The 11,826-nt window shown below is 64.1% G+C and carries 10 protein-coding genes; 3 read left to right on the forward strand and 7 right to left on the reverse strand.

Translation table 11 applies throughout. The features are described 5' to 3' along the window. Positions 1 to 234 precede the first annotated feature (234 nt). From CK222_RS01510 to CK222_RS01535, 6 genes are all read right to left on the reverse strand, one after another. Entirely contained in the window at positions 235 to 1,701 is a 1,467-nt protein-coding gene (locus CK222_RS01510; RefSeq protein WP_095799159.1) for a UdgX family uracil-DNA binding protein, read from the reverse strand. 2 nt (positions 1,702 to 1,703) lie between these two features. Further along, positions 1,704 to 2,939, reverse strand: a complete 1,236-nt coding sequence (locus CK222_RS01515; protein WP_095799160.1) for a putative DNA modification/repair radical SAM protein — start codon at positions 2,937 to 2,939, stop codon at positions 1,704 to 1,706. 89 nt (positions 2,940 to 3,028) lie between these two features. Beyond that, positions 3,029 to 4,435, reverse strand: a complete 1,407-nt coding sequence (locus tag CK222_RS01520; RefSeq protein ID WP_095799161.1) for a glutamine synthetase family protein — start codon at positions 4,433 to 4,435, stop codon at positions 3,029 to 3,031. Positions 4,436 to 4,446: 11 nt separating this feature from the next. Beyond that, positions 4,447 to 5,823 carry an aspartate aminotransferase family protein gene (locus tag CK222_RS01525; RefSeq protein ID WP_095799162.1) on the reverse strand — a complete coding sequence of 459 codons (1,377 nt, stop codon included), beginning with the start codon at positions 5,821 to 5,823 and terminating at the stop codon, positions 4,447 to 4,449. 190 nt (positions 5,824 to 6,013) lie between these two features. Continuing rightward, a complete protein-coding gene (locus tag CK222_RS01530) occupies positions 6,014 to 6,988 on the reverse strand; it encodes a WD40 repeat domain-containing protein (protein ID WP_095799163.1) in 975 nt (324 codons plus the stop codon). Between the two features lie 142 nt (positions 6,989 to 7,130). Continuing rightward, positions 7,131 to 8,186: a GTP-binding protein gene (locus CK222_RS01535; protein WP_095799164.1), complete on the reverse strand. Its 1,056-nt coding sequence runs from the start codon at positions 8,184 to 8,186 to the stop codon at positions 7,131 to 7,133. 356 nt (positions 8,187 to 8,542) lie between these two features. Here CK222_RS01535 and CK222_RS01540 point away from each other — a divergent pair, with 356 nt between their 5' ends. Then, positions 8,543 to 9,013, forward strand: a complete 471-nt coding sequence (locus CK222_RS01540) for a MarR family transcriptional regulator (RefSeq protein WP_095799458.1) — start codon at positions 8,543 to 8,545, stop codon at positions 9,011 to 9,013. Positions 9,014 to 9,278: 265 nt separating this feature from the next. On the opposite strand, the gene CK222_RS01545 is transcribed toward CK222_RS01540, so the two are convergent. Continuing rightward, entirely contained in the window at positions 9,279 to 10,130 is an 852-nt protein-coding gene (locus CK222_RS01545) for an AraC family transcriptional regulator (protein WP_095799165.1), read from the reverse strand. 33 nt (positions 10,131 to 10,163) lie between these two features. Between CK222_RS01545 and CK222_RS01550 the strand changes: the two genes are divergently transcribed. Both CK222_RS01550 and CK222_RS01555 read left to right on the forward strand, forming a co-directional pair. Next, positions 10,164 to 10,571, forward strand: a complete 408-nt coding sequence (locus tag CK222_RS01550; RefSeq protein WP_095799166.1) for a DUF2000 family protein — start codon at positions 10,164 to 10,166, stop codon at positions 10,569 to 10,571. A gap of 339 nt (positions 10,572 to 10,910) precedes the next feature. Then, the gene (locus tag CK222_RS01555) at positions 10,911 to 11,795 is read left to right on the forward strand and encodes a DMT family transporter (protein ID WP_164747264.1); all 885 of its coding nucleotides are present in this window, start codon (positions 10,911 to 10,913) and stop codon (positions 11,793 to 11,795) included. Positions 11,796 to 11,826 lie beyond the last annotated feature (31 nt).

Genomic DNA, 11,826 nt, shown 5'->3' on the forward strand with positions numbered 1-11,826 from the left:
GGAGACCCTGGAATCCATTCCGTGACCTCGGGCATGGAATGCAGCGGAGCAGAATTGTGCATCGTTGCGACGCCTGCAGGTAACGGAATGATCCTCAGGTCTGCGCGCGTCGCTCCGCTCCTTGCTTCGCCCGTGGATGACGAGGCGACGGGCATCTCGCCCAATTCTCCCAAGTCGCACGGCTCGTACAACAGCATCCGTCCGCGCAAGGTCCCGTTCAGGCGCGCAGATCGGTCAAGCAGCCATCAGCTGCTTCACCTTCCTCATATCGGTGAGAAACCGCTCCCTCTCGGCCTCCTTGTCCTCATGCTCGCGGATGCGCAGGATGAAGGACGGATGGATGGTGACAAAGACGCGCAAGCCGTCCTCGCGCTGGATGACGTCGCCGCGCATCCTGGTGATCGGCACCGCCTTGCCGAGCAGCGACTGCGCTGCTGTCGCGCCGAGCGCCACCGCAAGATTTGGCTTGATGATGTCGAGTTCCTTGTCGAGCCACCAGCGGCAGGCACGAATTTCGCCGGCATTGGGCTTTGAATGGATCCGCCTCTTGCCGCGCGGCTCGAACTTGAAATGCTTCACCGCATTGGTCACATAGACCTTGCGGCGGTCGATCCCGGCCTGGTCCAAAATGCTGTCGAACACCTTGCCCGCGGGCCCGACGAACGGCTTGCCGGCAAGGTCCTCTTGGTCGCCGGGCTGCTCTCCGACAAACACCACGTCGGCATTCTCCGGTCCCTCGCCGAACACGGTTTGCGTGGCATCGCGCCAGAGCGGGCAACGCCGGCAACCGCTCGCCTCTTCGCGCAATGCCGGAATATCCGTACTTTCGGGCTCCACCACATCCGCCGGCTCCGGCGAAGGCCAGTGTTTTGCCTTCACTTTGGCGTGGCGCGGCGCTGGGGAGGTTGGCATCCGGGCGATCATGGCTGTCGCGGCTCTGTCCGCTCCTGCTATCAGGTCTGGAATGAGCGAGGCCTCGGGAAGGTTCCGCCAATATTTCTTCGGCATCTCCTTCTGCATCGCCTTCACCTTGAGGCGGGCCGGGTTGAAGATATTCTCGAAATAGGTCCGCCACAGCGTCTCGGCGTCGTCTTCCGCCGGCGCGTCGCGCTTGCTGGCGCCTGGGCCGATCGCCAGCCGCTCGCCGTCCCAGTCGGCCGAGGCGTGCGGCGTGAGAATGGTCCAGCGCATGCCGGCGAAGCGGCGCACAAAGAAATCGGCATTGCGCTCGGCGATGAAATGGTCGGGCTCGAACCAGGCGACATAACGTTCCTCCGCGCCGTCGCCGATCTTCCGGAAGCGCACGAAGGCGCGCATTTTGTGGATGTCGCGCCGAACCGCCTTGTCCATGGACTCGAGCTTACGGGTATCCGGGTCGGAAGCGATCGACAGCAGCTTCGGTTCGACGCGCAACCGCCAGAGCAACCGATAGAGGAAGTTGAAACGCTCGGGGTCCGAATGACAGATGACCGTCTCTGCACGTTCGATGAACTCGCGCGGGACGACAAGGCGCGCATCCTGTCGGCAAGCCGGCAAATCGTTGCCGCGATCATCATCGTCGTGGCCAACCTGCCAAGCCACCTCTTCCGGCGGAATATCATTCGTGGCCAGCCGGCGCGCCGCATCGCGCCAACCGGCGAAATCGGTCTCGCTCTCGAGACGGGCGAGATGAGATGCGAGGCTGAGCTGGGTCCGTGCCATGGTCAAAACAGCGAAAGCTGCTCGCAAGATCGGGTGATGATCTGGCGCAAGCCCGACTTGTCGGTGAGCGCGCCTGGTGACCAGCCTTCCGCAGTGATGAAGGGGCGTACCTTGGCGACCGAATGGCAGAGCCGTCCGACATCTTCGAGACGCAGCCGGCGATGGCGGCGCGTCTGCAGAATCCTGTCGACCACCTTGGTGCCCAACCCCGGCACACGCAGCAGCGCCTCCCGATCGGCGCGATTGACGTCGACCGGGAACCGGCCGCGGTTGCGCAGCGCCCAGGCAAGTTTGGGATCGATGGCAAGGTCGAGCATGCCGTCATTGCTGCCGGCCAGGATTTCAGGCTGCGAGAAGCCGTAGAAGCGCATCAGCCAGTCCGCCTGGTAAAGCCGGTGCTCGCGCATCAAGGGCGGCTTCTGCAACGGCAGCGCCGCAGACGAATCCGGGATCGGACTGAAGGCGGAATAATAGACGCGGCGCAGATGATAGCTGCCATAAAGCCGGGCGCTGGCGCGCAGGATGCCGTCGTCGGACGTTTTGTCGGCGCCGACAATCATCTGCGTCGACTGGCCGCCCGGCGCAAAGCGCTCGCGTTTGCGGCTCTGCAACGTTGGTTCGGCCTTCTCTTCGATCTTGCAGCGCAGCTTGGCCATGGAAAGCCGGATCGTTTCCGGCTTCTTTTCCGGGGCCAGCTTCTTCACCCCTTCGTCGGTCGGCAGCTCGACATTGATCGACAGGCGATCGGCATAACGGCCTGCTTTTTCGATCAGTTCGGCTGACGCTTCGGGAATGGTCTTGAGGTGAATATAGCCGCCGAATTTCTCCTCGATCCTGAGCCGTCGCGCCACCTCGACCATCTCGCCCATCGTCTTGTCCGGCGAGCGGATGACGCCGGAAGACAGGAACAGACCCTCGATGTAGTTGCGGCGATAAAAATCCATGGTGAGCCGCACCACCTCGTCGACGCTGAAGCGGGCTCGCCGCACATTGGAGGAGGAGCGGTTGATGCAATAGCTGCAGTCGTAAATGCAGAAATTGGTGAGCAGGATCTTCAGCAGCGAAATGCAGCGCCCGTCCGGCGCGTAGGAATGGCAGATGCCCGAGCCCTCGGTCGAACCGATGCCGCCCGATTTCAGCGAATCGCGTTTCGCCGAACCGGACGATGCGCAGGAGGCGTCGTATTTAGCGGCGTCGGACAGGATCGCCAGTTTCTCGCGGACGGAAAGCACAGCCATGCGTTCATGATATGTTCCAGAAAGTCGCCTGGCTATAACTTTTGAGTGTCGCGGCGAAACGTGATCACTCCGTCTGCGAGGCCAAGTCCTCAGACCTCGTGGAGGTAGAGGTGGTAGTCGAGTTCGCTGACGGTGCGTGCGACGCGCAGATATTCCGCCTGCTTGATCGCCACGAAGGTCCGGTGCAGGTCGGGACCGAGCGCCGATTTCAGGAATTCGGAGCCACGTGCCGCCTCGATCGCGGCGCGCCAATCGGTCGGCATGGTGGAGGCTTCCGTTGTCTGCTCGTAACCGTTGCCGGTCGTTTCCGGTCCGGGGTCAAGGGCCTCGTCGAGGCCCTTGACGATGCCCGCCAGCACCGTCGCCGCCACAAGATAAGGGTTGGCGTCGACGCCGGACGGCCGGTGCTCGATACGCCGGTTCATCGCATCGCCCGCCGGCACGCGCAACGCCACGGAGCGGTTGTTGACGCCCCAGGTCGGCGCCACCGGCGCATAGGATTGCGCCACGAAACGCCGCCATGAATTGGCATGCGGCGCAAACACCAGCATGGATTCCGCCATGGTGTGGATCAGGCCGCCAAGCGCGTTGAGCAGGCTTGGCGACCATTTCTCGCCGGCAGCTTCGGTGAAGACGTTGCGGCCGGCATCGTCCTGCAGCGAGACGTGGAAATGCATGCCCGAACCGGCATAGGCCTCGATCGGCTTGGCCATGAAGCAGGCGGTGACGCCGTGCCGGCGCGCCTGCGCCCTCACCAGCCGCTTCAGCATGACCAGGTCGTCGGCCGCCCGCATCACGTCCTTGCGGTAGTTGAGCGTCAGCTCGTACTGTCCGGGCGCATATTCGGAAATCACCGTCTCGGCCGGAATGCCTTGCGCCCTGGCGGCGGCGTAGATGTCGGAAAACAGCGGCTCCATGCCGTGCAGGTGGTCGACTGAATAGACTTCCGTTTTGCCAGAGCGGCGGCCGTCGAGCAACGCGCGCGCCGCCTGCACCTTGCCGTCGGCGTCGCGCTCATTGGCGAGCAGAAAAAATTCCAGCTCGAAGGCGCCGGCCGGATGCAGCCCGCGCGCCGCCAGGATCTCGACTTGCCTTGCCAGCACCAGCCGCGGATCGGAGGTCATCGGCTGGCCGTCGAGATGATACATCGCCATCAGCACCTGCCCGCGCGGCGGCTTGGTGCCGTGCAGCGGCACCAGCGTGCCTGGAACCGGCCATGCCCTGAGGTCGCCGTCGCCGGTGTCCCAGATCAGCCCGGTCTCGTGGACATCCTCACCAGTGATGTCGAGGCCGAGGATCGAGATCGGCATATGCCTTCCGCCCTCGAAAATGCTCATCAGCTCGTGCCGGCGCACGATCTTGCCGCGGCCGATGCCGTTGGCGTCGGTGAGCACGATGTCGAAGGCCTCGATGTCGGGATGGGCGGCGAGAAACGCTTTCGCCTCGGCCGGCGTCGAGCCCGAAGGGGAGGTCACAACTGTGCTCGGATTGTCCATAGCCGCTTGTCTCATGCCGTAAGCCTGGCGGCAACCGCGGCGAAAGCCGCGATCAGGCGGCTTACCTGCGCCGCGGTCGTCGCCGGCGAGATCAGCATCATATTGTGGAACGGCGCGATCAGCACGCCGCGATTGACCAGCGCGACATGGACGGCGGCTTCGAGTTCCGGCGCATGTGCCTTCTCCGCCTCGCCGCCGTTCTTGAGCGGCCCGGGCGCGCAGATGAACTCGACGCGGGCGCCGACGCGCGCGACATGCCAAGGCAGCTTGTGTCGCTCGATGACGGCGGAGAGCCCCGCGTCGAGGCGGCGCGCCAGCCGGTCCATATGCGCATAGGCCTCCTCCGTCATTACCTCTTCCAGCGTCGCCCGCATCGCCGCGAATTGCAGCGGGTTGGCCGACAGCGTGGTGCCCATGCCGGAATAGCCGGGCTCCTTGCTGCGATTGTAGGTGCCGTAGCGCGTCGCGACCTCCTCGCTCATGCCCCAGATGCTGGCCGGCACGCCTCCGGCCACCGGCTTGCCGAGCACGAACAGGTCCGGCTCCAGCCCGTGCGTTCGCGTGTAACCGCCGGGCCCGGTTGAAATGGTGTGCGTCTCGTCGATCAAAAGCAGCGTGCCGGCGGCGCGGGTGAGGCGCCGCAGCGCGTCCTGGAAGCCGGGTTCCGGCAGCACCATGCAGGAATTGGTCAGCACCGGTTCGGTGATCACGCAGGCGATATCGCGGTCGCCAAGTGCCGCTTCCAATGCTGCAATATCGTTGAATTCGATAACCTTGGTTGCCCGTGTGAGATCGCGGAACTCGCCTGCCAGCCCAGGCCGGTTGACCGGCTTGCCGTCGATCATTCGCACCATCGTCTCGTCGACCGAGCCGTGATAGCAGCCGTTGAACACCAGGATCTTTTCACGCCCCGTCACCGCGCGGGCGACCCGCAAGGCGAAGCGGTTGGCATCGGTGGCGGTGGTGGCGATCTGCCAACAGGGCAGGCCGAAGCGCTGCTGCAAGAGCGGACCGATCGCCAGCGCATCCTCGCTGGGCAGCATATAGGTCAAGCCGCGTGCTGCCTGCCGGCGGATGGCGCGGGCGACCGCCGGCGGCGAATGGCCGAGCATCGAGCCGGTGTCGCCCAGGCAGAAATCGTCGAGCTTGTTGCCGTCGACATCGGTAATCGTGGCACCCTTGGCGCTGTCGACCAGGATCGCAAATGGCGTCGGCCAGTCGGTCATCCAATGCATCGGCACGCCGCCGAGGAAGCCGGCCATGCCGTTGCCAACCTTGGCCTCGGACTTCGGCCGCGCCTTGCGGAAGGCGGCCGCCTCGGCCTCGCGCAGCTCGGCTATGCGGGCGGCGGCGATGCCGCCGATGGAAGTCCGGTCGATTGAATGCATGAAGCCCCTCTTTCTCGCGCGGCACTCTGCCAACCGGTCGGCAAAACCGCAATTGGCCGCGCAGGGGGCGGGCGTTGGCTCAGGCAGTAGGGATTAAGGGATGAAGAGATTAAGGGAGTAGGGCATTGGGAAGACAGCCGAGGAAGGCTTTCCTTTCCCTATTCCATTGCCGCCCTATTCCCCTAATCCCTTACGCCGTGATGTCGATCACGCCGCAATCGCCGGCCGCGCTGCCGAAGACGATGCGGCGCTCTCCCTTGTCCCACATCATCGAGGTGATGGCGCCCTTGCCGGGACGACGCAGCAGCACTTCCTTGGCGTCGGCGAAGCGGGCCGCGATCACCATGCCGTCCTCATAGCCGATCGCGGTGACCTCCTGGCTGGGATGGCAGGCAACGCACGTCACCATGGTGTTGCCGCGCGTGCCGAGCTCCAGCGGCGCCTTGCCCATCGGCCCGTCCTTGCTGGCGAAAGGCCACACGATCGCCGCCGGCGCGCCGGAGCTCGCCAGCCATTTGCCCTTCACGCTCCAGGACAGGCTTTTGACCTTGCCCGGATAGCCGCTCATGCGCATGTGCTTGCCGTCGGCCAGCTTCCAGCCATGCAGCGCGTTTTCCTGCATGGTGGTAATCAGGAAAGCGCCGTCCGGCGAAAAGCTGATCCCGGTATGGGCGCCGGCCCATTCGAGCTCGACCGGCTTGCCCTCCGCCGCAGGAAAATGCAGCGTCGCGCCGTTGTAGCGGGCAACGCCGAAGCGCATGCCCTTGGGCGAGAAGGCGAGCCCTTCCACCGAGCGCGGATGGGCGAATTCCTTGATCTTGCCGTCGGCGAAACGGACGAACGCCGTCTTGCCCGAGGCATAGGCGACCGCACCCTGAGGGCCCGCCGCAACGCTGGTGATCCATTTTCTGCCGGCGCTGGCAAGTTCGCTCGCCTCGCCGCCGGCCTTGACCGCAAACACCTTGCCGTCCTCGCCGCCGGTGATCAGGCGGTCGTTCGCCGCATCGTGGAAGGCGGCGAGCAGCCCGTCATTCGCCTGTACGGTCTTGTGCCCATTGTCGAGCCGATGGATCGCGCCGTCGGCCAAAGCGAAATGCGGCACGTCGCCGAGGAAGACGGCGGCGACGCAATGGCCTTCGAGATCAAGCGGGGCGACTGTCGGCATGGGGATGATCCATTCGATTTCCGCCCATCCCTTAAGGGGTTGAGCTACGGGTCTCAACCCGCTTCGGGTCGCAAACGAGGAATGGCGCCAGCGTTGCGGCTCTCCCCTTCTCCCACAAGGGGAGAAGGTCAGGGCGGCCTAATCAAGCCGCCTGGCAAGCTTCAAAACTCTTCCTGAGGCGCTCGGCGTCGAGATCGCGGCCGATGAAGACCAGCCGGCTTTCATGCTTCTCGCCGTCCTTCCAGGCGCGCTGGTGGTCGCCTTCGAGGATCATGTGCACGCCTTGCAGCACATAGCGGTCCTCGTCGCCCTTCAGCGCGATGATGCCCTTAAGCCTGAGGATGTTCGGCCCTTCCATCTGGGTCACCTTCTCGATCCATGGGAAGAACTTCTTCGGATCCATCTCGCCGCCGCGCAGCGAGACCGACTTCACCGTGACATCGTGGATGTCGGAAGGATGGTCGTGATGATGGTGATCGTGCCCGTCGTGGTGATGGTGGTGGTCGTGATCGCAATCCGGGCCGCATTCATGGTCGTGATCGTGCGCCTCGAGGAAATGCGGATCGTTCTCCAGCGCGCGTGACAGGTCGAAGGCGCCGCGGTCGAGCACTTCGCCGAGCGCCACACCGGCGCGCTGGGTGCGATGGATCCTGGCCGCCGGGTTGATGGCGCGGATCGTCGCCTCGACCTTTTCGAGCTCTTCGGGAGTGACGAGATCGGTCTTGTTCAGCACCACCACATCGGCGAAGGCGATCTGGTCCTCGGCCTCCTTCGAGTCCTTCAGGCGCAGCGGCAGGTGCTTGGCGTCAACCAGCGCCACCACCGCGTCGAGCTTGGTTTTGGAGCGCACATCGTCGTCCATGAAGAAGGTCTGCGCCACCGGCACCGGGTCGGCCAGGCCAGTGGTCTCGACCACGATGGCATCGAAACGGCCGGGCCGCCGCATCAGGCCCTCGACGACGCGGATCAGGTCGCCGCGCACCGTGCAGCACACGCAGCCATTGTTCATCTCATAGATTTCCTCGTCGGATTCGACGATCAGATCGTTGTCGATGCCGATCTCGCCGAACTCGTTGACGATGACCGCGTAACGCTTGCCGTGGTTCTCCGACAGGATGCGGTTGAGCAGCGTCGTCTTGCCCGCGCCGAGATAGCCGGTGAGAACGGTTACGGGGATCTGCGTCTGTGCATCGCTCATGGCCTGCCTCGAAAAATCTGTGCCTCGAAGGATTTGTCGGCCTCATATAGGATGCGAGCCGCGCTTTTGCACGTGCCAAACCGATGGGCCAGCCGGTCCCGACCGGGGCAGCCGCAGTGGGTTAAAGTAACAGGGCAGCCGCACGGCATCAGAGCCTCCGGGATGTTCCGCTGTGAATGCCGGCGGGCCAAAAGTCGTTTGTCATCTAACTGAAATAAACATCTGGCATCACCTGCGCGGGCACCGCAATGCTTGCCGGCAAAGTGTTTGCAGGCCGGACTCGTTAAATCGTCATTTGCCAGCCGCCGGACAGCCTCTATGCTGCCCGCGCCGGTTCGGCCGAAGAGGGAATGACCATGGCCAAGGCGGACAGAACGGCGACTATGAGCCGGCTGCATTCGGCAGCGCGGCTGGCGCGCACGGCGCTTGCTGCGCGGCTTCTGGCACATGGCTTCTACGCCGGCCAGGACCAGATCATGCTGGCGCTCGACCGCGAAGACGGCCAGACACCCGGCAATCTCGCCGACAAGCTCGGCGTACGTCCGCCGACGATCACAAAAACCATCAACAGGCTGCAGGCGCAGGGTTTTCTCGAAAAGCGCGCCTCCAACGCCGATGCCCGCCAGGCCCATATCTTCCTTACCGGCTCCGGCCGCGAAACCATCCGCGCCATCGAGAAATCGGTCAAGAAGACCGAGAAGCAGGCGCTGAGGGGTCTCGACAAGAAAGACCAGAAGGCGCTGTTCAAGCTGCTCGCCCGCATCGAGGCCAACCTGTCGAGCGAGGACCTGATCCTCATCGACGACGACGCCGAGCTGGATGATTAACGAGCGACGCGCAGCGTCGTCTCGAGGACGCGTGAGCGCGATGCGCAGCATCGTCGCTTAGCCGCTGGGCGTTGGTGACCCACGAGCGGCGCGCAGCGTCGTCTCGAGCGACGCGCGAGCGCGATGCGCAGCATCGTCGCTTAGCCGCTGGGCGTTGGTGACCACGAGCGACGCGTAAGCGTCGTCTCGAGCGACCCAAGCGCGATGCACAGCATCGTCGCCTCAGGCACCACCAAGCATCGGCTTGGCGGAAAGGGCGACGACGCTAAGCGTCGCGCACCAGCGTCGCCCAGCGTCCCGGCGTCAGCCCGAACGCCTTCTTGAAATGCCGGTTGAAATGGCTCTGGTCGCTGAAGCCGGCCGCAACAGCGGCTTCGGCAAGCGGCTCTCCCGCTTCGATCATGCGCCGCGCCCGCTGCAGCCGACGCATCAACAGGAAGCGATGCGGGCTTGTCGAATAGGTCGCGCGGAAATGGCGCGACAGCGCATAACGGTCGAGACCGGTAACGGCCTCCAGCTCGTCGGAACGCACCGGCCGTTCAGCGTTTTCTTCGAGATAGTCGCGGGCCAGCGCGGCAGCCCGCCACGCGATCTTTCCCGCTGATTTTGCCGGCTGTCCGGCATGGCGTTTCAATTGCTGCGCCAGCTGCGCGATGAAATCCGCCAAGAACAGGTCGTCGAGCTCCTCGGTGAGCGGTGTTAGCGCCGACAGCAGCGTGCCGCGCAACTGAGGGTCGCTCACCACAGCATCCTTAACGAAAGGGAGCGGCGAACCGTGAAGGCAGTCGAGCAGCAGCGACGGCTCGAGATAGAGAATCCTGTATCGTAGGCCGTGCTCGGTGCCGGCGCCGCCGTCATGCAGTTCGTCGGGATGCAGCACGATTGCCTGGCCCGGCAGACTGTGCCGAAGCGCGCCGCGATAGTGGAAGCGCTGCACGCCGTCGAGTGTCACGCCGATGGCGTAGGTGTCGTGGCGGTGCAATTCGAAGGCATTGCCGTGGAAACGCGCCTCGATGCGCTCGAGGCCCGTGGCGCCGGGCGCCGAAACGATCCGGTCGTCCTCAGCGCACGAACGTTCAAGACCTCCCAGCGCCTCATTGCCTAGATCGTGCGCCATGGTCCCTCATCCACATCCGGGAGAAACATTTTGGTGTTCGATACGAAATTTGCAATCGTCCTCAAGGAAGATCTCGCCGTCTGGCAGAAGCTCAACGTTACCGCTTTCCTGACCAGCGGCATCGTCGCGCAATCTCCTCAAATCATCGGCGAGCCCTATCGCGACCGCGCCGGCAATCTCTTCAATCCGCTCTCGGTCCAGCCCGTGATCGTGCTGTCGGCGGACGAGCCGACGCTTGCCGCGATCCACCGCCGGGCCCTGGAGCGCGGCGTGACGACATCGGCCTATGTCGAGGGGATGTTCTCCACCGGCCATGACCTGGCCAACCGCGCCGTCTTCGCCGAATTCGCGCCGGACGACGCCAAGATCGTCGGCATCGCGCTGCGCGCCGAAAAGAAGCTGGTCGACAAGATTACCAAGGGCGCCCGCATGCATGCTTGACCCTCGGGGAGGATGCTCTTGGTGGCTGATTGACCATTCGTCCGGACGACGTCGCGCACGTTCGAGATTGGCCGCGACCTCCCTGCTTCGTCAGCCTGGGGTCTGCGCGCGTCGCGTCGCTCCTTGCTCCGCCCGGGATGACGAACCAGGAACGTTCTGCTGATCGCCAAGGCACTGCGCTCTAAGCCTGTCGACACGTCTTGTTGGGCCAGTCGCTTTTGGCTTGCCGGCCGGCGGCGATTGCCGCAAAAGGGTGGCGTCTACCTCTCCTCCGGCCCGATTTTGAGCGTTCCCAAAAATCACGACGACAGCGCGACGCCGCCCGCGGCGATGCTGTTGATGCTCTGCGTCTATGTCTGCTTCACCTTTCTCGACACCTCAAGCAAATATCTGGTGCTCGCCGGCGTCTCGGCGCTGATCGTCGCCTGGGCCCGCTTCATCGTGCATGTCCTGCTTGTCGGGGTTTTCCTTCGCGGCTGGCGCGAGCCGTCGCGCTTCCGCGCCAATAACCTGCCGGCGCACATTCTGCGCGGATGTCTGCTTTTCGGCTCGACCATGTTCAACATCCTGGCGCTCAGGACGCTGCAGCTCGCCGAGACCACCTCGATCTATTTCTTCGGCCCGATGGTGATCACCGCATTGGCCGGCCCGCTGCTCGGCGAGTGGGCGGGCTGGCGGCGCTGGCTGGCGATCCTCACCGGCTTCGTCGGCGTCCTCATCATCACCCGGCCCGGCGTCGGCGTGTTCGGCATGGGCCATCTCTTCGCGCTGGGCTCGATGCTGTCGAATTCTTTTTACGTCATCATGACCCGGCGCATGTCGTCGACGGAGACATCCGAGAGCCTGATCCTGTTCTCGGCGCTGGCGCCGGCGGTGCTGCTCCTGCCCATGCTGCCCTTGTCATTGTCCCTGCCGCAGGACGGCTGGCACTGGGTGATCCTTTTGATGCTCGGCGTCTTCGGCGCCGGCGGCCATTGGCTCCTGGTCCAGGCCTATCGCCTGGCGACGACGACGGCGCTCGCGCCTTACCCCTATTCGCAGATGGTTTGGATGATCATCTCCGGCTGGCTGATCTTCCACCAGTTTCCCGACCGCTGGACCCTGCTCGGGGCGGCCATCATCGTCGTCAGCGGCCTGTACATCATCCACCGCGAGCATAGGCTTCGCCTGCGCAATTCCGCTTCCTTGGACACGGAAGCCGAGAGCTTGGCAAAAAAACTTTGATTTGCTCTCAATCGATGGCATAAGCCCCATT

It is taken from the genome of Mesorhizobium sp. WSM3866 (assembly GCF_002294795.1).
GTDB lineage: Bacteria > Pseudomonadota > Alphaproteobacteria > Rhizobiales > Rhizobiaceae > Mesorhizobium.

Bases quoted from the DNA above. Each gene is read 5' to 3' on its own strand.
- CK222_RS01510 (WP_095799159.1), bottom strand. From the start codon at position 1,701: ATGGCACGGACCCAGCTCAGCCTCGCATCTCATCTCGCCCGTCTCGAG.
- CK222_RS01515 (WP_095799160.1), bottom strand. From the start codon at position 2,939: ATGGCTGTGCTTTCCGTCCGCGAGAAACTGGCGATCCTGTCCGACGCC.
- CK222_RS01520 (WP_095799161.1), bottom strand. From the start codon at position 4,435: ATGGACAATCCGAGCACAGTTGTGACCTCCCCTTCGGGCTCGACGCCG.
- CK222_RS01525 (WP_095799162.1), bottom strand. From the start codon at position 5,823: ATGCATTCAATCGACCGGACTTCCATCGGCGGCATCGCCGCCGCCCGC.
- CK222_RS01530 (WP_095799163.1), bottom strand. From the start codon at position 6,988: ATGCCGACAGTCGCCCCGCTTGATCTCGAAGGCCATTGCGTCGCCGCC.
- CK222_RS01535 (WP_095799164.1), bottom strand. From the start codon at position 8,186: ATGAGCGATGCACAGACGCAGATCCCCGTAACCGTTCTCACCGGCTAT.
- CK222_RS01540 (WP_095799458.1), top strand. From the start codon at position 8,543: ATGGCCAAGGCGGACAGAACGGCGACTATGAGCCGGCTGCATTCGGCA.
- CK222_RS01545 (WP_095799165.1), bottom strand. From the start codon at position 10,130: ATGGCGCACGATCTAGGCAATGAGGCGCTGGGAGGTCTTGAACGTTCG.
- CK222_RS01555 (WP_164747264.1), top strand. From the start codon at position 10,911: ATGCTCTGCGTCTATGTCTGCTTCACCTTTCTCGACACCTCAAGCAAA.